The organism is Chitinimonas taiwanensis DSM 18899 (assembly GCF_900119825.1).
Taxonomy (GTDB): Bacteria; Pseudomonadota; Gammaproteobacteria; order Burkholderiales; family Chitinimonadaceae; genus Chitinimonas; species Chitinimonas taiwanensis.
In genome coordinates this window covers 142,230-164,609 of record NZ_FPKR01000003.1, presented here as the reverse complement: position 1 = coordinate 164,609, position 22,380 = coordinate 142,230, and the positions used below count along the sequence as shown (strand labels likewise).

The window sequence follows — 22,380 nt, the reverse complement described above, 5'->3', positions numbered from 1 at the left end:
GTCTTCCTGTTCTTAAGCCTGGCGCCGCTGGCGGCGCAGTGTGATTAGGCGTGTCGTTTGGCGCTATGGTAGGCGGCGGTACCGCGGTGCAATACCTGGTCGGTATCGAGCACATCGCCCGGCTGCAGCTCGGGCTGGGCCTGGATGCGCGCATAGATGGGGCTGAAGTCGATGCGGTCGAGCTCGAGCAGCTCTTCCAGATTGTTCAGCACGAAATACACTTCCTGGAAGTCATCGATGCGGTAGTTGGTGCGCATCACCCGCTCGAGTTCGAAACGGATGCGGTTCGGCGAGGCATCGTCGAGGCAGAAAATGCTTTCGGTATAGGACGAGGCGATGCCGGCCCCATAGATGCGCAGGCCATCGGCCTGCTGCACCAAGCCGAACTCAACCGTATACCAGTACACGCGGGCCAGATTCTTCAGCATGCCCTGCCGGTGCGCCTTCAAACCACCCGCGCCATAAGCCTGGATATAGTCGGCGAACACCGGGTTCATCAGCATCGGCACATGGCCGAATACATCGTGGAACACATCCGGCTCTTCCAGATAATCGAGCTCGTGCGGCTTGCGGATGAAGTTCCCGGCCGGGAAGCGGCGATTGGCCAAGTGCTCGAAGAACACCTCGTCCGGCACCAGGCCCGGCACGGCCACCACCTGCCAGCCAGTCTGTTGCATCAGCACGGCCGACAGCTTGCGAAAGTCTGGAATCTCATCCGGCCCCATCGGCAAATCGCGCATGCCGGCCACGAAGGCATCGCAGGCGCGGCCTGCCAAGAGCTTGGTCTGGCGCTCGAATAGTGTCTTCCAGACCGCATGCTCCTCGGCCGTGTAGTTGGCCCAACCCTGGTCTATGGTCCAGTCCGGGCTGGGTGGCGCGGCATCTGCCGCGGCCAGGCCGTGCTTGACCTTGTCGGTGCTTGCGCTTGCCGCATTGGCATTCATGACCACTACCCCTGAAATTCACGCTCATGCAGAAAGGCTGCATGCTTGGGCGCACGCTTGGTGCGCGACCATTCTTCCAGCATGTCCCACTTCACCGCGTCGAGCTTTTCCAGCATGGCCGCTTCCTGCGGATCCGGGCAAGCCAGTTCCAGACGGTGGCCATTCGGATCGAAGAAATAGATCGAATGGAAAGCGCCGTGGTCAGTCACGCCCAGCACATCCACGCCATTGGCTTCGAGATGGGCGCGGAATTCGAGCAGTTCGTCCCGGTCTTTCACCTTGAAGGCGATGTGCTGGACCCAGGCCGGGGTATTCGGGTCGCGCCCCATCTCGGGCTGGGTGGGCAGTTCGAAGAAGGCCAGTACATTGCCCTGACCGGCATCCAGAAAGATATGCATATAGGGATCCGGCGCCTTGGTCGAGGGCACGAAGTCCTCAGCGATGGCCAGCACGAAATCCATCTTCAGCATCTTCTGATACCAGAGCACGGTTTCCTTGGCGTCCTTGCAGCGATAAGCCACGTGGTGGATGCGGTCGATTTTCATTGCAACTCCCAACAACAACTGGTCTGAAACATCCGCTCACCGCCCGGCAAAGCCGGGCGCGCATCAGCATCCCTGTTTGAGCGTCTGTTTACTGATCGATTCCACTCCCCCGCCCTCGCCGCCGCGACGGCAGTCCAAGTTGCACGGTCTTGGAGGGAGCCTCGCTGACGCTCGGACGGAGGTAGTGCAACCATGGCTTAGGCCTCGGCCTTCAGCACACCCCGACGGATCTGGTCTCGTTCGAGCGATTCGAACAGGGCTTTGAAATTTCCCTCGCCAAAACCATCGTCGCCCTTGCGCTGGATGAATTCGAAGAACACCGGGCCGAGCACGGTTTCCGAGAAGATCTGCAGCAAGAGGCGCTTGCTGCCATCGGCGGTACTGCCATCGAGCAGAATGCCGCGCGTTTGCAGTGCCGCCACATTCTCGCCATGGCCAGGCAGGCGCTCTTCAAGCATTTCATAGTAGGTGTCGCGCGGCGCGGTCATCAGCGGAATGCCGGCGGCGCGCAACTTGTCGATGCTGCCGATCAGGTCATCGGTGAACAGGGCGATATGCTGGATGCCCTCACCGTTGAACTTCATCAGGAATTCCTCGATCTGGCCCGCACCCTTGGACGATTCCTCGTTGAGCGGGATGCGGATCTGGCCGTCCGGCGCGGTCATGGCCTTGGAGGTCAGGCCGGTGTATTCGCCCTTGATATCGAAGTAGCGGATCTCGCGGAAGTTGAACAGGCGCTCGTAATAGTCGGCCCAGAACTTCATGCGGCCGCGGTAGACATTGTGGGTCAGGTGGTCGACCACCTTGAAGCCATGACCAAGCGGGTGGCGGTCAACGCCGTCGATGAATTCGAAGTCGATATCGTAGATCGAGCGGCCTTCCTCGAAGCGGTCGATCAGGTAGAGCGGTGCACCGCCAATACCCTTGATGGCCGGCAGCTTGAGTTCCATCGGCCCGGTGGGGATGTCGATAGGCTGGGCACCCAGTTCCAGCGCCTTTTCATAGGCCTTGTGTGAATCCTTGACGCGGAAAGCCAGACCGCAAGCCGAGGGGCCGTGCTCGGCGGCAAAATAGCCGGCCACGCTCTTGGGTTCGCGGTTGACGATGAAATTGATGCCGCCCTGGCGGTACAGCAGCACATCCTTGGAGCGATGGCGCGCCACCAGCGTGAAACCCATCTTCTCGAACAGCGGCTCCAGCACATTGGGCGTGGGCGAGGCGAATTCGACGAATTCAAAGCCCATCAGGCCCATCGGGTTTTCAAAAAGATCCGCCATGCTGCTGTCCTCTATCCATAGGTGGGGTTGGTCTGCGCTTGTTTGCGCGCCAGGTGATCCGGCAGCGAGAGCATACGAATTTGCTTGCGCAATGTGCTTGCAAATTCCTGCTTGGAGCAGCGCAGCATTGGCATAAAATGCCAATAAGCTTACAAACAGAGCATAAAAATGATCGAGCTGGACAAGATCGACCTGAAAATCCTCTCCGTGCTGCAGCAAGATGGCCGCCTCAGCAATCTGGAACTGGCCGAGGCGATCAATCTATCGCCCTCGCCCACCCTGCGCCGGCTGAAGCGTCTCGAGCAGGAGGGGGTGATTGGTCGCTACGTGGCGCTCTTGGAGCCGGCCAAGATCGGTCTGGGTCTGGAAGCCTTCGTGCGGGTGATGCTGGACAAGCGTGAGCGCCAGTTCGCCACGTTCGCCGAAGCGGTGCAGGCCTGGCCCGAGGTGGTCAGCTGCCATGCCATGGCTGGCGAAATGGATTATCTGCTGCGCGTGGTGTTCGAAGACCTCGCGCACTTCTCGCGCTTCGTGATGGACACCTTGCTGCCGCATCCAGGCGTGGTAGATGTGAAGTCCAGCTTTGTGCTGCAGGCGATCAAGCAGACCACTGCCCTGCCGCTGGCTCACCTGGTGGGTGGACGCAGCTGAGGCTTAAGTGCCGCTTCAGCCAACCGGTCTAGCCTCTGCCCCTTGTTTCGAGAGCCCTCTATGTCTGCCAGCCGCATCACCCCCCGCCATATGGCCATGCTGTCGATTGCCGCAGCCTGCATCACACTGAGCCTGAAATTCCTGGCCTATGAGCTGACCGGTTCGGTCAGCCTGTACTCGGACGCCCTGGAATCCTTCGTCAACCTGGCTGCCGCGATTGCCGGCCTGATCGCGCTCAGCATCGCCGCGAAGCCGGCCGACCGCGACCACCCCTGGGGCCATGAGAAGGCCGAGTATTTCTCCAGCGGTTTCGAAGGCGCGCTGATCATCATCGCGGCGCTGAGCATCGTGTACGAGAGTATTCACAAGCTGCTCGATCCGATGCCAATAGAGCGCATCGGCTGGGGCATCGTCATCTCCATGTTGGCCACCGCCGTCAATGCGGCCACCGCGCTGCTGCTGCTGCGCTATGCCAAGCGCCACGACAGCATCGCGCTGGAGGCTGACGCCCATCACCTGCTCTCGGATGTATGGACCTCGCTGGGGGTGGCGATTGCGCTGGGCCTGCTACTCTGGCTGCCGCCCACCTGGTATTTCCTCGACCCGCTGATCGCTATGCTGGTCGCAGTGAATATCTTGCGCATCGGCGCCCAGCTTCTGCGCCGCTCGGCCGATGGGCTGATGGACAGCGCCTTGCCCGATGCCGAGCTGGCCGAAATCGCCGCGGCCCTGCAGGCCAGCCTGCCCGCCAGCGCGCAGACCAGTGCGCTGCGCACGCGCAAGTCAGGCAATCAACGTTTCGTGGATTTCAAACTCAGCGTACCCGGCACGCTAAGCGTGGCAGACAGCCACAGCCTGTGTGACCAGCTCGAGGCCGCCATCCACGCGCGCCTGCCGCGCTGCCAGATCAGCATCCATGTGGAACCAGCCGAGCCGGCTGCGGACTAGGCCAGCTGCTTACTGCGCACCGTCTGCGGGCGGGCAACGCGTTGGGCCGCGTTGATCGCCAGCGCGGGTGCGCTAGACATGGCCACCGGCAGTTGCTGGCTGGCACGCGCCAGGCAGTACACGCTGCTGGGCGATAGCCAGGGGAAATCCTGCAACTCACCCACCGGCTGCAGACCCAGCTTGGCCAGGGTCTTGCGCGAGGGCAGATTGTCGGGGCGCACCAGGGCGTAAACCGCCGCCTGATCGAGTTCCTCGAAAGCCAGCGCCAGTGCGGCCTGGCCCAGCTCGGTGGCCAGCCCCTGCCCCCAGGCCGCCGGGCGCAGGCGAAAACCCAGGTTCAGCCGGCGCGTATCGCCATACTCGCGCCAGGACAGTCCACCAAAGCCCAACACCTGCTCGGGTGCCTCGCGCCGGCACACTACCCACATGCCAAAGCCATGCTGGGCCCAATGCAGCTGCCAGCGCCACAGCAGATGCCCGGCTGCCTCACGACTGGCCAGCGGGCCAGCCGGGTTGAAGCGCTGGGTGGCCGGGTCGGCATAGATTTCGAACAGCGCATCCAGATCGGCCGCAGTCGGCGCACGCAGGCATAGACGCGCGGTGAGGCGGACGTGAACGGGCGATGGCTGCTGGTTCATGACGATTCCTTGCGACAGGACTAGGGACCTGCGCATTGTCTAGCCGCGCCAGACATTCAGGAATACGATAGTTACTTATACTTTTTATAAGTATTGTTTATGTCTCTACTGATCAGCGATCTCGAACTGCTCTGCGATGTGGCCGAGCGCGGTAGCTTCAGCCAGGCGGCCGCGGCACGGGGCTGGTCACAGCCCCAGGTCAGCCAGCGCATTGCCCAGCTGGAAGCGAGCCTGGGTACCCAGCTGTTCCAGCGCCACCGGCGTGGTGCGGTGGCGACCGCCGCCTGCCTGGGCTATCTGGACTCGGTCAAGCGTGCGCTGGCCGAGCTCGACAATGGCCGGCGCCTGATTCAGGGCGCGCCAGCCCTGCCTGAAGCACGCGTGGGTTGCCCGCCCTCGCTGGCCTCGCTGGTGTTCGCCCCACTGCTTGCAGCACTGGCCGAGGCGCCACTCGAGCTGTTCTGCCATACCGACCACTCGCCCGAGCTGATGGAGCGCGTGCTGAGCGGGCGCCTCAAGCTGGCCTTCGTGCTGAACCGCCCCACCATCAATGGCATCCAGCTTGAGGTGCTGGCCGATTCGCCCATCCTGGCCCTGGCCGCCGCCGACCATCCGCTCGCGCAAGTCGGGCCGCTCTGCCTGGCCGATCTGGCCGATGCGCGTGTCTCCCCGCAGTGGTGGGGGCCGGATGTGGAGGACTTGATTCGCCTGTTGCGCCAGCACCGGCGCGCGCCGCTGCCCCTGCATACCAATCAGCCGGCCACCACCGCCTGCGACCTGGCACGCAAGCATGGTTTCATTGTCTTCATGCCGCGCATTGCCGCGCTGGATGAGCTGGATCGTGGCGAACTGGTCGCGCTACCGATTAGCGATCTGCCCGACTGGCGCTGGGAGATCATGATGGCCTACCGCGTCGGCAAGCGGCCAGACTCCACGCGCGAGCTTCTGCTCGCCAGCGCGCGCGAAATCGGGGCAGTATGGCGATCCCGCCTGTCTGCGCACTGAGTACCCATGTCATCTGCACTGCCCGAAGCCCTGATCGCCGGCGCCACCGGCCGCACCGGCGAAGCCTTGATCAATGCACTCCTGAGCAGCGGGCGCTATGGCAAGGTGCATTTACTGACCAATCAGCCCATGGAAACCAGCTCGCGCCACTTTGCCGACTGGCATGTGGACGAGCAGCAGCTCAGCCCCAACGCCATTGCCGGGCTTTGTGCGCCAGCCGTGCGCGATGTGTTCCTGGTCCTGTTTGCCGACCGGCTGCATTCCGGTCGCGATGTCGGCGTGCATGGGTTGACGCAGGCAATGGTGGAACCGCTCGCGCGTGCGGCAGCCGCAGCGGGCGCCGACCGCCTGTTCCTGGTCTGCCCGCTGGCGGCGCACGAGCAGATGTCGCAATTCATTCATTTCTACGGCGGCGCCGATACCACGCTGGCGCTCGCCGCCATGCCCTTCCAGCGGATTTGCATCCTGCTGCCGACCGAAATGCCGCGCAGCACGGCAAGCGATGGCTTCTGGGCTGGATTCAAACGCGCTTACCTAGGCCAGTTCCGCATGATGCTGCCGCAGAGCGTGACACCCTTCACCCCCGAGCGCTTCTGTCGCGCCGTACTCAAGGTGGCCGAGCAGGAGGGCCGCAATATTGAGGTATTCGACGCCGCGGCCTTGCACAAGCTGCTGAAGACGCAAGACGCACTGGCATAGGCCCCGCAGAGCCAATACATCCTTGCACCGACTCATCGTTTTGAGGTCGGCCAACAATTAAAGCAAGCGCTTGATTTTTTGACGTACCCCAGCCCCTCCCGCATCATTAGGCGATTTTTCTTCCCGAGGCGCTCCCGGCGCCAACAACAATAGCGAGGACCAACCCCGTGGAACGCGAATTCATGGAATACGACGTGGTGATCGTCGGTGCCGGCCCGGCGGGCCTGAGCGCCGCGATACGCCTCAAGCAACAGGCGGCCGAGAAAGGCGCCGAGATCAGTGTCTGCGTGCTGGAAAAGGGTTCGGAAGTCGGCGCGCACATCCTGTCCGGCGCGGTGATCGACCCGATTGCCATGAACGAGCTATTCCCCGACTGGCAGGAACGCGGCGCGCCGCTGAACGTGCCGGTAACGGAAGACAAGTTCCTGGTGTTGGAAGCAGACGACAGTTATCGCATCCCGAACTTCCTCCTGCCGCCGCTGATGAATAACCACGGCAACTACATCGTCAGCCTTGGCAATGTGTGCCGCTGGCTGGCCCAGCAGGCCGAGGCGCTCGGGGTGGAAATCTATCCAGGCTTTGCCGCTGCCGAGGTGCTCTACCACGACGATGGTTCGGTCAAGGGTGTGGCCACCGGCGATATGGGCGTGGCCAAGGATGGCAGCCACAAGCCCGAATACGCGCGTGGCATGGAACTGCACGCCAAGTACACGCTGATTGCCGAAGGCGTGCGTGGCTCGCTGGCCAAGGAAATCCAGGCGCGCTTCGACCTGCGCGATGGCGTGGACCCGCAGAAATTCGGCATCGGCATCAAGGAATTGTGGAAGGTCGAACCGAGCAAACATCAGCCAGGCCTCGTCATGCATTCGCAGGGCTGGCCGCTCGACGCCAAGACCGGCGGCGGCTCCTTCCTGTATCACCTCGACGATCACCAGGTGGTGGTCGGCTTCGTGGTGCATCTGAACTACGAAAACCCGCACCTGAGCCCCTACGACGAATTCCAGCGCTTCAAGACCCACCCGGCCATCCGCGCCACCTTCGAAGGCGGCAAGCGTATTGCCTATGGTGCGCGCGCGATCAATGAGGGCGGTCTGCAGTCGATTCCCAAGCTGGTCTTCCCGGGCGGCGCGCTGATCGGCTGTTCGGCCGGCTTCGTGAACGTGCCGCGTATCAAGGGCAGCCATAACGCGATGAAGAGCGGCATGCTGGCTGCCGAGGCGGCGTTCGAGGCGATCTCCGCCGGTCGCAACGGCCATGACGAGCTGAGTAGCTACGATGCCGCACTGCGCCAGTCCTGGGTGTGGGACGACCTCGACAAGGTGCGCAATGTGAAGCCGGCGCTGAGCAAGTTCGGCCTGTGGGCCGGTACGGCCTATGGCGGCTTCGATATGTGGTGCCATTCACTCGGCATCCGTCTGCCGTGGACCTTCAAACACAAGAAGGCCGACCATGAATACCTGAAACCGGCCGACGAGTGCACGCCGATTGCCTACCCCAAGCCCGATGGCAAGATCAGTTTCGACAAACTGAGCTCGGTATTCATCTCGAATACCAACCACGAGGAAGACCAGCCCAGCCATCTGACGCTCAAGGATGCCAGCGTGCCGGTGAAGCTGAACTGGGCCGTGTATGCCGGCCCCGAGCAGCGTTTCTGCCCGGCTGGCGTGTATGAATATGTGGGCCTGGAGGAAAACCAGCCGCGCCTGCAGATCAATGCGCAGAACTGCGTGCACTGCAAGACCTGCGATATCAAGGACCCCAGTCAGAACATCAACTGGGTGGTGCCCGAGGGCGGTGGCGGCCCGAACTACCCGAATATGTAAGCGTCAGCCGCCTGAAAAACCGCGCCCATGGGCGCGGTTTTTTCTTGCCCCCATCGGATCAGTTGGGCACAAAAAAAGCACCGCCGTAGCGGTGCTTTTTCATGCCCACGGGTGTGGATCAGAATGCGCGGCTATTGCTGCCATTGGCGCCGATGGCGATATAACCACCGTCCGCGCGCACCAGGTCGTAGACATCACCCGCCAGGCCGGTGCTCTTCACCGTCCAGCTGCTATTGCCCGTGCCATACAGCAGCGTACCGCCTGCCCCGGCAATCATCAGCCGGCTGCCCAGCGCAATCGCGTTCAGGTCAGCCGTGCTGCCACTGGCCTCGGCAACCCAGGTGGTCAAATCCGCCGAGCGCAGGATGGTGCCGGCACTGCCGACCACCACATAGCTGGCCACATCGTTGACCAGCACACCGGCGATATCGCGCAGATTGGCGGTGCTGCCGCTCACTTGCGCGGTCCAGGTAATGGCGTCCGGGCTGGTCAGGATGGTACCCGCGTCACCCAGGGCAATAAACTTGCCATTCTGGTAGGCCACCTTGTTCAAATTTGCCGTGGTGCCCGAGGTGCGTGCCGTCCAGGTGATGGTGGCGGTGTTCGGCGTGGTGGTGGTATCGGTCGCGCCGACGCCGGTCAGGATGGTGCCATTGGCACCTACTGCCACATAGGTCGATCCGGACAGCATCACGCTGTTCAGACGTACGGCGGTGCCGGTATTGGTGCTCTTCCAGGTCGGCGCGGTAGCCAGGAAATCGGTACTCATCCTGGCCGTACCATTGTCGCCCACCACCAAGAGGCGCGCGCCGTCATACAGCGCACTGCGCAGATTGACCGTGCTGCCCGATACGCGCGCCGTCCAGGTATCACCCAGCACCGTGGTGTACAGCGCGCCGGCGTCGCCAACGGCCACGATCAGGCCGCTCAGGTTCAAGGCCTCGTTCAGATGATTGCTGCCGGCCGTACCACCCGCCACCCAGCTATCGCCCGCCAGGCGCGGCACCACAGCCACCGACGGCGCAGCCGGGCTGGCCGGGCTACCGTCGCGCGTGGCATTGATGGTGAAGGCATAGGTCTGCCCATTGGTCAGGCCGGTGATCACCAGGCCCGAACGCACCGGCCAGAGCAGGCGCGCTTCGGGGAAACTCGCGTAATCGTCCGGGGTGATCTTGCTGGCACGTGCGCTGAACACCCAGTAGGTGAGGCCAGGATCGTCATCCCAGGTAATGGTCACGCGGCCATCGCCCGGCGTGACCACGAAGTTCTTCGGTGCATCACCCGGCGCATCCTTGGTCAGGCAGGCGCTCAACAGGAATAGAGGAAGAATCAACACCAGCTTAAGCAGTGTCTTGAACAGGGTGTGCTGCACCGCGAATTTCCTTTTAGAAACAAACCAGCAATAAGGCATGGCAACAGGCAGATACAAACGCATATGTCTCGCCAGCTTATCGATTCATGGCGGGGCCGTAGTCTCCCTGCCTTGGCAGGGCCAGCGCAAGCAATTTCCGCTCGCGTCACGCTGGCAATGGCTAAATTCTACTTACAAAGTTGTAACAGACCCGGGGCGATACGCTTTGGTTGCAACGCAGCCGCGCGCTTAGAACATTTTGGTAAGTAGCTAAGAACGACTACATCTGCGGAAAACCGAGGGACCGTTCAATTTCATCCTGTGAAACAATGATTTGGCATGATGCCGCGGCCAAGCGCTGCGGCCAGCACGTGCCGGCTGGGGATTTCCCGCTCGGACGCCCAAGCGACGCGAGCCTATAATCGCGAGCTAACCCTACCAAGACCGATGTTGGAGTTTGAGATGGATGAAGAACTGCGCAAGAGCGCACTCGAGTACCACCAGTTTCCGCGTCCCGGCAAGATTCAGGTTGCCCCGACCAAACCGCTGGCCAGCCAGCGTGACCTCGCCCTCGCCTATTCGCCCGGTGTTGCTGCCGCCTGCGATGCCATCGTCGAAGACCCGCTCAACGCCTATAAGTACACCGCGCGCGGCAATCTGGTGGCCGTGATCTCCAACGGCACCGCCGTGCTTGGCCTTGGCAATATCGGCCCCCTGGCCGGCAAGCCGGTCATGGAAGGCAAGGGTGTGCTGTTCAAGAAGTTCGCCGGTATCGACGTGTTTGATATCGAAGTGGACGAGAACGACCCGGACAAGCTGGTCGACATCATCTGCGCGCTGGAACCGACCTTCGGCGGGGTGAACCTGGAAGACATCAAGGCACCCGAGTGCTTCTATGTGGAGCAAAAGTGCCGCGAGCGGATGAAGATTCCGGTCTTCCACGATGACCAGCATGGCACCGCCATCATCACCGCCGCCGCCGTGCTGAACGGCCTGCGCATCGTCGACAAGGACATCGCGCGCGTACGCCTGGTGGTTTCGGGTGCCGGCGCGGCCGCCATCGCCTGCCTGAACCTGCTGGTGCAACTGGGCATGAAGCCCGAGAACATCATCGCCTGCGACTCGAAAGGCGTGGTGCATACCGCACGCGAGGACTGGGATAAGCTGGACGAATCGAAGAAGCGCTATGCGCAGGAAACCGAGTTCCGCACCCTGAAGGATGCGATGGTCGGTGCCGATATCTTCCTCGGCCTGTCCGGTCCCAAGCTGGTGTCGCAGGACATGGTGCGCAGCATGGCCGCTCACCCGCTGATCCTGGCTCTGGCCAACCCCGAGCCGGAAATCCTGCCGCCGCTGGCCAAGGAAGCGCGCCCCGACGCCATCATCTGCACCGGCCGCTCCGACTTCCCCAACCAGGTAAACAACGTCCTGTGCTTCCCCTTCATCTTCCGCGGCGCGCTCGATGTGGGCGCCTCGACCATCAATGACGAGATGAAGCTCGCTTGCGTGCGCGCGATTGCCGACCTCGCCATGGCGGAGCAGTCGGACGTGGTGGCCGATGCCTATAGCGGCGAGTCGCTGAAGTTCGGCCCGGACTACATCATTCCCAAGCCTTTCGACCCGCGCCTGATCGTCAAGATCGCCCCGGCTGTGGCCCAGGCGGCCATGGATTCCGGCGTGGCTACCCGCCCGATCGCGGATATGACGGCCTACCACGAATCGCTGCTGCAATTCGTCTACAAGTCGAATCTGTTCATGAAGCCGGTGTTCAGCGCCGCCAAGAAGGCCAAGGCACGCGTGGTGTATGCCGAGGGCGAGGACGAGCGCGTGCTGCATGCGGTGCAGGAAATCGTCGATCAGAAGCTCGCGCAGCCCATCCTGATCGGTCGCCCCAGCGTCATCGATATGCGTATCGAGAAGCTGGGTCTGCGTATCCGTCCGGGCGTGGATTTCGAGCTGGTCAATAACGAGAACGACCCGCGCTACCGCGAGTACTGGAACGAGTACTACCAGCTGCGCAAGCGTCATGGCGTGAGCCAGGAGTTCGCCAAGCGTGAAGTACGTCGCAAGACCACGCTGATTGGTGCGCTGATGATGCGCCGCGGCGAGGCCGATGCGATGGTCTGCGGTACTTACGGTCACTATCAGGATCACCTCGACTTCGTCTGCCAGACCATCGGCCGCCAGGAAGGTACGCATACCTATGCGGCCATGAATGCGCTGATTCTGCCCAAGGGCAATGTGTTCATCACTGATACCTATGTGAACCAGAACCCGACTGCCGAGCAGATTGCCGAGATCACCCTGATGGCCGCGCAAAGCGTGCGCAACTTCGGCATCGTGCCCAAGGTGGCGCTGCTGTCGCACTCGAGCTTCGGTTCGGTCGACTCGCCCACCTCGCTGAAGATGCGCGACGCGCTGGCCATCCTGCGCGAGCAGGCACCCGATCTGGAAGTGGACGGCGAGATGCATGGTGATGCCGCGTTGTCGGGCAGCATTCGCCAGATGGTGATGCCGGATTCGACCCTGACCGGCGACGCGAACATCCTGGTCATGCCGACCCTGGATGCCGCCAATATCGCCTTCAATCTGCTCAAGGCCAGCGCAGCCGATGGCGTGACCATCGGCCCGATGCTGCTCGGCGTGGCCAAGCCCGTGCACATCCTGACCCCGACCGCCTCGGTACGCCGCATCGTCAATATGACGGCCTTGGCTGCAGTGGAAGTCAGTCAGCGCTAAGACTTCGGTCGATTCGCCCCCGGAACGCCCCGCCTAGCGGGGCGTTCTGCTTTTACCCCCTATCCCTTTCACTAGGCACCCTGCGTTGAGACAGGCTCGGCATCGAATTCGCTGGCCGGATCGAAAGCGCGCGCGCCATCGCCCCAGTTACGCAGGCCCAAGATGCGTTCGCCCAGATCGCTCAAGGCTGCACGCGGATAGCGGGTCTGCTCCCAGCGGCGCGGGTCGCCCGGAAAGGCATGGCCTTGTGCGGCCTCACGCCGATACCAGGACTGCACGCGCTGGCGGCGCAGCGCCTGATTGGCCTCATCTGCCGGGGTAAAGCTGATGTACTGCGCAAGGCGCACGCCGTCCGCCGATAGATTGGGTTTGATGCCATGCGCCAGCAGGCTGTTGAAGATCAACAGATCGCCGGCCTGCATGGGAATGAAGCGCGGCGGCCAGGGCACGGCGCCCGGGGTGTCGAGATCAGGCCGCCAGGGGTTGCGATCTTGCGGGGCCTGGGCACGCCAGGCGGCAAAGTGCTCGAACAGTTCGGGTATGCACTGGAAGCCGCCGCTTTCCTCGCGCGTATCGGACAGCGCCAGCACGCCCTGCACATTGACCGGCAATGGGTCCAGCGTGGTATCGGCATCCCAGTGAATAAAGCCGCCAAAGCGGCGCGCACCGCGGTTCGGGGTATTCAGATTGGCGCGGTCTATGGTCACCCAGAGCGCGGTCTCGTCCCAGATATCGACGAAGGCCTCATACACGCGCCGGCTCTGCCGGTTATCCCACAGGGTCTGGTTCTGGTAGGCCTCGACCATGCCCGAGCCATTGAGCTCGGCCATCGCATGGCTGCGCAGCTCGGGCTGGTCCCATTGCTCGGGCCGCGCCGGGTCGAGCTGCTGGAATGCCCACAGGAAGTCGACTGTGCGCCGCACCTGCTCGCTGGGCACCGCCTGCTTGACGATCACATAGCCATAGCGCTGCCAATGCGCGAAGTCAGCCTCACTCAGCACGCGCAGCGGCAGGGTCTTGCGGATATCGCGCAGCTGGGGGCGTTCGGTGTAGGCCACGGTGGGGTTGCCGGGACGGGCATCGCCATAGCGGTAACGGTCATTCATCGTCTTGCTCCTGAACAGAAGGGGTGTGGCCATTCTGCCCAGCCAGGGTGCGGGCGATTTCGCCTTCCCTGTCGATGATTGATACGATTCTGACGTTCTGCATCCAAAGCTGCGTCGCCATGCGCCCACTATTCGAGCATGTAAGTATCGAGGCCGGTCAATCCTGGGCCTTGCTCTGGCGCGAGCTGCCCGAGATACCCTTCATCTGGCACTACCACCCCGAGTTCGAGCTGACGCTGACCCTGAATGCGCGCGGCCAGCGTTATATCGGCGAGCAACTGGCCGACTTCGCGCCGGGCGATCTGGTCCTGGTCGGCCCCAATCTGCCCCATACCTGGGCAGCCAGCGAGCGCCCCGATCCGAGCCAGCCCATGCTGGCCGTGGTGGTCTGGTTCACGCCGAGCTGGCTGGAAGGCCTAGTGGCCCAGCTGCCCGAGCTGGCACCGCTGCGGCGCCTGCTTCAGCAAGGCGGGCGCGGATTGGCCTTCTCGGCCGCAGCAGCGGCACGCGCCCAGCCACACTTGCTCGGCCTGCAGACGCGCAGCGCGGCCGAACGCATCCCGCTGCTGCTCGAAGCGCTGCTGATCCTGGCCCAGGACCTCAACGCCGCGCCGATTAGCAGCCAGCTGCCGCAAAGCGGTGGCGATGCCAGCCGCCAAAGGCTGGACCGGGTGCTCGCCCATCTGCACCGCCATTTCGCCGAGCCGCCCGATCTGCCGGCCCTGGCTGCACTGGCGGCGCTGTCGCTCGGCGCCTTCCAGCGCTTTTTCAAACGCCACACCGGCCATAGCGTGCTCAGCTATTTAAGCCAGCTGCGCATCGGCCATGCCTGCCAGCTGCTGATCCAGACCGATAAACCAATAGGCGTGATTGCCAGCGAGGTCGGCTATCGCAACCTTGCCCATTTCAACCGCCAGTTCCTGGCCAGCAAGCAGCTGACCCCGAGCGCCTTGCGCGCACGCTATCCGCGCGCACAAGAAGCGATGAAGGCGCGCGCTGGCCTGCCATAATGCGGACACGGCCCACCAGGAGGAAGCATGAGCGATCCCAATAACAGCAATCCGTTTGCGTTTTTCCAGCAGTTCTTCAAGCCGATGGAGAATATGCAGCCCTTTATGCCGCCGCTGACCGAGGAGGAATGCGCACGCAAGATTGCCGAGCTACGCACGGTTGAGCACTGGTTGAGCATGCAGGTTGGCATGCTGCAGATGAGCATACGGGCGCTGGAGCTACAGCAGGCCAGCCTCGCCGCACTCAAGCCGCGTGACAAGGCTGCGGGTGATAATCACTAGCCGCCTGCCGGCAAGAAGAAACGCTTCCTTGGGCAGCGTTTTTTCATCGGGCTAGCTCATCGCGATCAGTGGAACTGATCGGCCTGCACACCCGCGCGCAGCGCCATGCGCCAGCTCAGTAGGCCCAGCGCCGTGGCCGCCACCGCGCCCATCGCCAGGTAGAGCGGCTGCGGTGCCAGCCAGGGCGAGATCAGCCCGGCCACCAGCGAGCTGGTCATCAGCTGGATAAAGGCCTGCAGCGAGGAAGCCGTGCCGCGCTCCTGTGGATAAAGATCAAGCAGCAGCAGGGTCAGGGTGGGGAAAGCCAGCGAGATGCCGGCGCCATTGATCATCACCGGGATCACCGCCCAGGGCCAGGCGATACTGGGCGCCAAGGCGCAGTAAACGAGATTGGCGCCGCCGGCCAGCAGCATGACACGGTAGGCAAGCTGCACATTCGAGGCCGGGCTATAGCGGCCGGCACGCCGGCCGGACAACCAGGCGCCGCTCATCATGCCGATGATGGCCGGTACAAAGAAATAGCCGAACTCGGTTGCATCGAGCTGCAGATGCTGGAGCACGAAGGCCGGCGCCGAGGCGATATAGATGAATAGCGCGGAGAAGTTCAGCGCCCCGGACAGGCTAAGCCAGGTGAAGCGCGGATTGCGCAGCAGATCGAAGTAGCGCGCGAATAGCGGCAACGGGGCCAGTGGCACGCGCGCTGCGCGCGGATGGGTTTCCGGCAGCCAGCGCCAGCTGGTGGCCAGCAGCACCAAGGCGAACAGGGCCAGGAACCAGAAGATCGCCGCCCAGCCGAAACGGGTACCGATGATGCCGCCGATGATGGGCGCGATGGCCGGTGCCACGCCGAACACCATGGTGATGCGTGACATGACGCGCTGCGCTTCAGCACCGCTGAAACGGTCGCGGATGATGGCGCGCCCGACAATCAGCCCCGAGCCGGCCGACACCCCCTGCAGCGCACGGAACAGCAAGAGCTGCCACAGCGAGCTGGACAGCGCGCAGCCTATCGAGGCCAGCACGAACACCGCCACGCCCACTAGCACCACCACGCGCCGCCCCAAGGCATCGGACAGCGGGCCATGCAGCAGCGACATCAGACCATAGGCGAACAGATAGACGCTGATGGTCTGCTGCATCTGCACTGGGCCGATCTGCAGCGCCTGTTCCATCTGCGGGAACATGGGGAAGATGGTGTCGATGGAGAACGGGCCGAACATGGCCAGTCCGGCCAGCAGCAGGATCAGGCCGGCGCGGGACGGTTCGGAGTGGGTGGACGACATGAAAGCACTGCCATTACGAATAGATGGTGCGAAGATTACTGACTTTAAAGTCACTTTACCCGAGACAGTTGCGCACCGAATCGGCGGACAGCGCTTCAGGGCAGCAGGATGGTGGAGCCGGTGGTGCGCCGCTCGGCCAGATCGCGATGCGCCTGGGCCGCCTGCTGAAGCGGATAGCGCTGGGCAATCTCGATCTGCACCGCCCCGCTGATCACCACGGCGAACAGAGCCTCGGCGGCAGCCAAGAGCTCGGCGCGGCTAGCGATGTAATGGCCCAGCGTGGGCCGGGTCAGGAAGAGCGAGCCCTTCTGGGCCAGCAGCAGCGGCGCGATATCGGGCACCGGACCGGAGGCATTGCCATAGCTGACCATCAGGCCGCGCGGCGCCAGGCAGTCTAGCGAGCCGGCGAAGGTGTCCTTGCCGACCCCGTCGTAAACGACCCGCACGCCGCGCCCCGCGGTGGCCGCACGGGTAGCGGCCACGAAGTCCTCGCTGCGGTAGTCGATCACCACATCGGCCCCCAGCGCACGCACGCGCGCGCACTTGGCCGCCCCGCCGGCGGTGGCGATCACGGTGGCACCCAGTGCCTTCGCCCATTGCACGGCGATCTGCCCCACCCCGCCGGCTGCGGCATGAATCAGCACCGCGTCACCCGCCTGCACGGCATAGGTGCGGCGCAGCAGGTATTCGGCGGTCAGGCCCTGCAGCAGCATGGCGGCAGCCGTCTCAAAGCTGATTGCCTCGGGCAGCTTGATCAGCTTGTCGGCCGGCATGATGCGCGCCTGCGCATAAGCGCCCTGCGGGCCGCTGCAATAGCCGACCCGGTCGCCGACCTGGAACTCGCTGACGCCCTCACCCACCACCTCAATCAGCCCGGCGGCCTCACTGCCGAGGCCCGAAGGCAGTGGCAGCGGGTAGAGACCGGCACGGTGATAAATGTCGATGAAGTTGAGGCCAATCGCCTGCTGGCGGATGCGCACCTGGCCGGGGCCGGGTTCGCCCAGCTCCACCTGTTCCAGCTGCAATACCTCGGGGCCACCGGTCTGGTGGAAGCGGATCATCTCGGTCATGACGGGTTCCAATAAAAAGCCCGCATGCTTGGATGCGGGCGCCGGGAAAGCGCTGATTTACTCGATTACTCGACGACCAGCTCACCACCCGGCAAAGCCGGGTGCAAATCGACGCGATAACTCAATGATTCCTCGCTGTTTCATTCCACACCCCCCGCCCCCGCCGCCGCGACGGAAGTCCAAGTTGCACGGGCTTGGAGGGAGCCGCGCTTCGCTCGATCAGCGAATGCATCAGCGCTTCCCTAATGGGCGGGCAGTGCTCAGGTCTTGAAATACGCAACCATTTCACGCAGCTCGGCAGCCTGGTCGGTCATCGCGGTGGCGGTGGCGGACAACTCCTCGGCCGCCGCCGCATTCGACTGCATGGACAGGCTGATCTGGCTGACGCCGGAATGGATCTGCTCGATGCCATTGGTCTGGTCGCTCGATGCAGCGGATATCTCCTGCACCAAGAGCGCGGTCTTGCGGATGCTGGGCACCATCACATCGAACAACCGGCCGGCCTGATTGGCCAGCTCGACACTTTCACTCGCCAGCTCGCCGATCTCGCGCGCGGCGTTCTGGCTGCGCTCAGCCAGTTTGCGCACTTCCTGGGCCACCACGGCGAAACCCTTGCCATGCGTGCCGGCGCGCGCGGCCTCGATAGCGGCATTCAGCGCCAGCAGATTGGTCTGGTAGGCAATATCGTCGATCACGCCGATCTTCTGCGCAATCTGGTTCATGGCCGTCACCGTCTTACGCACCGCATCGCCGCCCGATTCGGCCTGCTCGACGTTCTGGTTGGCAATCGCATCGGTGGCGCGCGCATTCTCGGTGTTCAGCGCCACTGAGGCGGTCACCTGTTCCATCGAGGCGCTGGTTTCCTCCACGCTGGCAGCCTGGCTGCTGCTGCTGGCCGAGAGCGACATGGCCGCGCCGCTGATCTGCGCAGCTGCATCGCTGACGGTTTCGGTCGAGGCGCGCACCTTGCCGATGACGGCGGCCAGGGTCTGGCTCATACGCCGGGTGGCGGCCGCCAGCTGGCCAAGCTCATCACGCGTCGATTCGGGCGGCACCACGGTCAGGTCGCCCAAGGCCACGGCGGCCAGCGCCTTGTTCACATGCTGGAGCGGGTTGACCACATAGCGGCGCAGCGCCACGAACAGCGCTAGCACCAGCACTGCATCCAGCAGCACGATCTGCAGCACCATGAAGCGCAGATTGCTGCTCAGCTCCTCCTCGATATCGCGGTTGCTGAGCGTGAGTTCGATCTTGCCGACAATGCGCTGATTGCCATTGGCCATGTAGCGCAGCTCGGCCACTCTTTGCGTGGTGCCGGCCTCGGCCAGCGGTGCACCGCTTTCCACCTTGCCCTCGGGGCTGCGGCGCAGCGCCAGGAAGGCCTTGTCCTCGGCCTTGACCACCAGACCAAGAATGAAGCTGCGATTGATTTCCGAGCGGACGATCTGCTCGGATTGGGTCAGGTCGAAATTCCACACCGCCACCGGTAGCGACAGCGACAGGCGATTCAGGATGCGTGTGACCGCGGCCTGGCGATCCTGATAGAGGCGCGTCTGCGTGCGTTCGTAGTTGTAGGCGCCGAAGCTGGCCAGCACCACGGTCACAATGGCAACGAAGATCAGGTTGAGCTTGAGGCTGATGCTTTTGAAGTCGAACACGGCGGACCTATCGGAACTTCGAGACGCTTCATCCTAGCCTACGGATAGGCGCGCAAGGTAGCAAAACCGTGCTGTGTGCCACCTCCGCTGCGCGCCCAGCGCCAGCCGGGTGCAAAAAAGCCCGCCAGCGGGCGGGCTTTTTTGGGTGAAGGGCCAGGATCAGGCGTGCTCGCCTTCGCCGCCTGCCATCAGCTTCACATTGCCACCCACCGCGGCGGTATTTACGGTCACCGTGCGCTCGGCCGCGAAGCGCAGCAGATAGTGCGGGCCGCCGGCCTTAAAGCCGGTGCCGGACAGGCCTTCGCCACCAAACGGTTGCGAGCCGACCACGGCGCCGATCTGGTTGCGGTTGATATACAGATTACCAACCTTGGCCAGGCGGCGCACTAAGGCCACCGTGCTATCCAGACGCGTGTGCACGCCCATGGTCAGGCCAAAGCCGAGCTTGTTGACGCGGTGTACGGCGTCTTCCAGACCGTCGCTCTTGAAGCGGGCGATATGCAGCACCGGGCCGAAGGTTTCCACCGTAGGCAGCGCATCCAGGCTCACTTCAAACGCCTGCGGGGCGAAGAAGCAGCCGTTTTCCAGGCCTTGCGGCAGCGGCGTCTTGCCGATCAGCTTGGCGCTTTGCGCGAGCTTGTCGCAATAAGCTTGCAGATCACGCTGCGACAGCGTGTCGATGGTCGGGCCGATATCGGTTTCCAGCTGCAGCGGATCGCCCAGACGCAGCTCCTGCATGGCCTTGCCCACCCGTTCGATCACCGCATCGGCGATATCGTCCTGCACCAGCAGGATGCGCAGCGCCGAGCAGCGCTGACCGGCCGAGTTGAAGGCGCTCATCAGCACATCAAGGATCAGCTGCTCCACATGGGCCGAGCTGTCGGCAATCATCGCGTTCAGGCCGCCGGTTTCGGCGATCAGGCTGGCGATGCTGGAATCGCGCGCAGCCAGCGTGCGGTTGATCTTCCAGGCTGCACCAGTCGAGCCGGTAAAGGCCACGCCGGCCACACGCGCGTCGCCGAGTAGCTTGTCGGACAGGCCGCCCGACTCACCCGGCAGGTAGTGGAGCACATCGGCCGGGATGCCGGCATCCAGCAGCGCCTCGATGGCCCGCATGCCGATCAGCGGGGTGCGGCGCGAGGGCTTGGCGATCACGGTATTGCCGGCCGCCAGCGCGGCGGTGATCTGGCCAAGGAAGATGGCCAGCGGGAAGTTCCACGGGGCAATCGCGATAAACGGGCCACGGCCGGTCAGGCGCAACTCGTTTGCTTCACCGGTTACGCCCGGCAGGGCAATCGCGCTGCCCATCAGGCGGCGTGCTTCATGTGCGTAGTAGCGGCAGAAGTCGACTGCCTCGCGTAGCTCGCCCAGTGCATCGGGCAGGGTCTTGCCGGCCTCGCGGCTGAGCAGCCAGAGGAACTCGGCCTGGCGTGCTTCAAGCAGATCAGCAGCCTTTTCCAGCATCGCGGCGCGCTGGTTGGCGGCCGTCTCGGCCCAGGCATCCTGCGCCGCATCGGCCAAGTTCAGGGCCAGTTCGACTGCGCTGGCATCGCTGGCCACCAGGCTGCCGATTTCGCGCCGGCTGTCGATAGGGCTGACGCGCGGCTGGGCGGTACCGGTGCGGCGCTGGCCGCCGACGATGGGGCTGGCATGGAAGCGTTGGTTTTCCAGGGCAGCCAGTTGTTGGCGCAAAGGTGCGAGGGCAAGTGTGTCGGTCATGGCGAATCCTTGGCTATTGCGGCGCGGCGCGAAGACTTCGCTGGGGGCAATCACGCCGGTGGTAATCGGGTTACGAGCAATGCGTTCGGCCGGGTTGTCGGCGATCGCTTCAAGCGGCACGCGGGTATCGGCCAGCTGGTGCACGAAGGAGGAATTGGCGCCGTTTTCCAGCAGGCGGCGCACCAGATAAGGCAGCAGCGCATGGAAGCGGCCGACCGGCGCGTACACGCGGCTGGCCACGCCTTCGCGCTGGTGGATCAGCGTATGCAGCGCTTCGCCCATGCCGTGCAGGCGCTGGATTTCGAACTGCCGGTCGCTGTCGCGGGTCAGCTCCATGATCCAGGCCAGGGTCTGGGCATTGTGGCTGGCGAACTGCGGGTAGAACACGCCCGGGCCATAGTCGAGCATCTTGCGCGCACAGGCCATATAGGCGACATCGGTATGGCCCTTGCGGGTATACACCGGGTAGCCGGGCAGGCCGCCCTGCTGGGCGCGCTTGATCTCGCTATCCCAGTAAGCGCCTTTGACGAGGCGGATCGGCAGCACGCGGCCGGTGTCGCGCGCGAGGTCAGCCAGCCAGTCAATCACGAAAGGTGCGCGCTTCTGATAGGCCTGCACCACCAGGCCCATGCCGCGCCAATCCTTCAGGCTAGGTTCGCGCACCAGCTTTTCATACAGGGCGAGCGAAATCTCCAGGCGCTCGCTCTCTTCGGCATCGATGCTGAATACGAGGTCAGCCTTGGCCGCTGCCTGCGCAAGTTCCAGGAGGCGCGGGTAGAGCTCGCGCATCACCCTGTTCTGCTTGGCGAATTCATAGCGCGGATGGATGGCCGACAGCTTGACCGAGATGGACTGGCGCGCGAAGCCGGTATGGGCATCGGCCCGCTTACCCAGCGCGGCAATCGCTTCGTGATAGGCGGCGAAGTAACCGCGTGCGTCGTCTTCGGTCAGCGCCGCTTCGCCCAGCATGTCGTAGGAATAGCGCCAGCGCGGGTCGGCATTGTCGAGTGCCTGCTCAATCGTCTCGCCCACCACGAAGTGCTCGGCCATCAGCTTCATGCCGGTCTTCATCGCGGTGCGCAGCACCGGTTCACCGAGCTTGCGCAATAGGCGGTCGAACCAGTGGCGACCTTCGGACGCTTCGATCCAGCCATCGGTGAACAAGAGCGCACGGCTGGCGGCCGACACCAGCCAGGTGGCGGCCTGCGAGCGGCGCCAGTCCTTGTTCTCGAGCAGATCGCGGATCAGCCTGTCCTGGCAGTCGGTATCGGGAATACGCAGCAGCGCCTCGGCCAGCGCCATCAGCGCCAGGCCTTCTTCGCTGCCCAGGCCATAGCTTTGCAGAAAGGCCTCGAAATGGTTCTTGCTGGCCGCCTGGCGCACACCTTGCGCCAGCGATAGCGCGCGCACATGCACGGCCTTCTCGGCCTGCTCGCTCAGCCGGGCGGCTGGCAACAGGCTGCTGACCGCGTCGACCTCATCGCGGAACAGATTGGCCTGGATCGCGGCAAAGCTCGGCAAGCTGGGGGGGAGATCGGAATACAGGAGTGTCATGGAGCCCTACCTTGTGCACGGGGGCAGCGCGCCGCGCGCCACTGCCCAATCAATACTGCCCGCTGCTGCCTGCGGGCT

18 protein-coding genes are annotated in these 22,380 nt (G+C 63.6%); 8 read left to right on the top strand and 10 right to left on the bottom strand.

Going from position 1 to position 22,380, the window contains the following annotated elements; all coding sequences use genetic code 11:
* Positions 1-44: 44 nt before the first annotated feature.
* The 3 genes from phhA to hppD form a co-directional block, all read right to left on the bottom strand.
* Positions 45-944 carry a phenylalanine 4-monooxygenase gene (gene phhA / locus BT173_RS04525; RefSeq protein ID WP_072427441.1) on the bottom strand — a complete coding sequence of 300 codons (900 nt, stop codon included), beginning with the start codon at positions 942-944 and terminating at the stop codon, positions 45-47.
* Between the two features lie 5 nt (positions 945-949).
* Positions 950-1,489: a VOC family protein gene (locus BT173_RS04520; RefSeq protein WP_072427440.1), complete on the bottom strand. Its 540-nt coding sequence runs from the start codon at positions 1,487-1,489 to the stop codon at positions 950-952.
* A 197-nt stretch (positions 1,490-1,686) separates the two neighbouring features.
* Complete coding sequence (gene hppD / locus BT173_RS04515) at positions 1,687-2,766, bottom strand: 4-hydroxyphenylpyruvate dioxygenase (protein WP_072427439.1); 1,080 nt, start codon at positions 2,764-2,766, stop codon at positions 1,687-1,689.
* Between the two features lie 168 nt (positions 2,767-2,934).
* Between hppD and BT173_RS04510 the strand changes: the two genes are divergently transcribed.
* The gene (locus BT173_RS04510) at positions 2,935-3,417 is read left to right on the top strand and encodes an Lrp/AsnC family transcriptional regulator (protein WP_072427438.1); all 483 of its coding nucleotides are present in this window, start codon (positions 2,935-2,937) and stop codon (positions 3,415-3,417) included.
* A gap of 60 nt (positions 3,418-3,477) precedes the next feature.
* Complete coding sequence (locus BT173_RS04505) at positions 3,478-4,365, top strand: cation diffusion facilitator family transporter (protein WP_245794126.1); 888 nt, start codon at positions 3,478-3,480, stop codon at positions 4,363-4,365.
* On the opposite strand, the gene BT173_RS04500 is transcribed toward BT173_RS04505, so the two are convergent.
* A complete protein-coding gene (locus BT173_RS04500) occupies positions 4,362-5,003 on the bottom strand; it encodes a GNAT family N-acetyltransferase (protein ID WP_072427437.1) in 642 nt (213 codons plus the stop codon). The two genes, BT173_RS04505 and BT173_RS04500, sit on opposite strands and share 4 nt — an antisense overlap.
* 99 nt (positions 5,004-5,102) lie before the next feature.
* On the opposite strand from BT173_RS04500, the gene BT173_RS04495 reads away from it, so the two are divergent.
* The 3 genes from BT173_RS04495 (at position 5,103) to BT173_RS04485 (ending at position 8,530) form a co-directional block, all read left to right on the top strand.
* A complete protein-coding gene (locus BT173_RS04495) occupies positions 5,103-6,008 on the top strand; it encodes a LysR family transcriptional regulator (RefSeq protein ID WP_072427618.1) in 906 nt (301 codons plus the stop codon).
* 6 nt (positions 6,009-6,014) lie between these two features.
* Entirely contained in the window at positions 6,015-6,707 is a 693-nt protein-coding gene (locus BT173_RS04490; protein WP_072427436.1) for a hypothetical protein, read from the top strand.
* 182 nt (positions 6,708-6,889) lie between these two features.
* Entirely contained in the window at positions 6,890-8,530 is a 1,641-nt protein-coding gene (locus BT173_RS04485) for an electron transfer flavoprotein-ubiquinone oxidoreductase (protein ID WP_072427435.1), read from the top strand.
* Between the two features lie 118 nt (positions 8,531-8,648).
* Here BT173_RS04485 and BT173_RS04480 read toward each other — a convergent pair whose 3' ends face one another.
* Positions 8,649-9,902 (bottom strand): hypothetical protein, encoded by a 1,254-nt coding sequence (locus BT173_RS04480; RefSeq protein ID WP_072427434.1) that lies wholly within the window; start codon positions 9,900-9,902, stop codon positions 8,649-8,651.
* A gap of 441 nt (positions 9,903-10,343) precedes the next feature.
* Between BT173_RS04480 and BT173_RS04475 the strand changes: the two genes are divergently transcribed.
* Positions 10,344-12,620 (top strand): NADP-dependent malic enzyme, encoded by a 2,277-nt coding sequence (locus tag BT173_RS04475; protein ID WP_072427433.1) that lies wholly within the window; start codon positions 10,344-10,346, stop codon positions 12,618-12,620.
* A gap of 71 nt (positions 12,621-12,691) precedes the next feature.
* On the opposite strand, the gene BT173_RS04470 is transcribed toward BT173_RS04475, so the two are convergent.
* Positions 12,692-13,726, bottom strand: coding sequence for a phytanoyl-CoA dioxygenase family protein (locus BT173_RS04470; protein WP_072427432.1), 1,035 nt, complete (start codon positions 13,724-13,726; stop codon positions 12,692-12,694).
* A 119-nt stretch (positions 13,727-13,845) separates the two neighbouring features.
* Between BT173_RS04470 and BT173_RS04465 the strand changes: the two genes are divergently transcribed.
* Together BT173_RS04465 and BT173_RS04460 are read left to right on the top strand one after the other, a co-directional pair.
* The gene (locus BT173_RS04465; protein ID WP_084658216.1) at positions 13,846-14,736 is read left to right on the top strand and encodes a helix-turn-helix domain-containing protein; all 891 of its coding nucleotides are present in this window, start codon (positions 13,846-13,848) and stop codon (positions 14,734-14,736) included.
* A 27-nt stretch (positions 14,737-14,763) separates the two neighbouring features.
* Complete coding sequence (locus BT173_RS04460) at positions 14,764-15,018, top strand: PhaM family polyhydroxyalkanoate granule multifunctional regulatory protein (RefSeq protein WP_072427430.1); 255 nt, start codon at positions 14,764-14,766, stop codon at positions 15,016-15,018.
* Between the two features lie 65 nt (positions 15,019-15,083).
* Here the strand turns inward: BT173_RS04460 and BT173_RS04455 are convergent, their stop codons facing one another.
* From BT173_RS04455 to putA, 4 genes are all read right to left on the bottom strand, one after another.
* A complete protein-coding gene (locus BT173_RS04455) occupies positions 15,084-16,301 on the bottom strand; it encodes a Bcr/CflA family efflux MFS transporter (protein ID WP_139256039.1) in 1,218 nt (405 codons plus the stop codon).
* Positions 16,302-16,396: 95 nt separating this feature from the next.
* Positions 16,397-17,371, bottom strand: coding sequence for a quinone oxidoreductase family protein (locus BT173_RS04450; protein ID WP_072427429.1), 975 nt, complete (start codon positions 17,369-17,371; stop codon positions 16,397-16,399).
* A 260-nt stretch (positions 17,372-17,631) separates the two neighbouring features.
* Positions 17,632-19,029 carry a methyl-accepting chemotaxis protein gene (locus BT173_RS04445; protein WP_072427428.1) on the bottom strand — a complete coding sequence of 466 codons (1,398 nt, stop codon included), beginning with the start codon at positions 19,027-19,029 and terminating at the stop codon, positions 17,632-17,634.
* A 159-nt stretch (positions 19,030-19,188) separates the two neighbouring features.
* Positions 19,189-22,302, bottom strand: a complete 3,114-nt coding sequence (putA, locus tag BT173_RS04440) for a bifunctional proline dehydrogenase/L-glutamate gamma-semialdehyde dehydrogenase PutA (protein WP_072427427.1) — start codon at positions 22,300-22,302, stop codon at positions 19,189-19,191.
* Between the last annotated feature and the right edge of the window lie 78 nt (positions 22,303-22,380).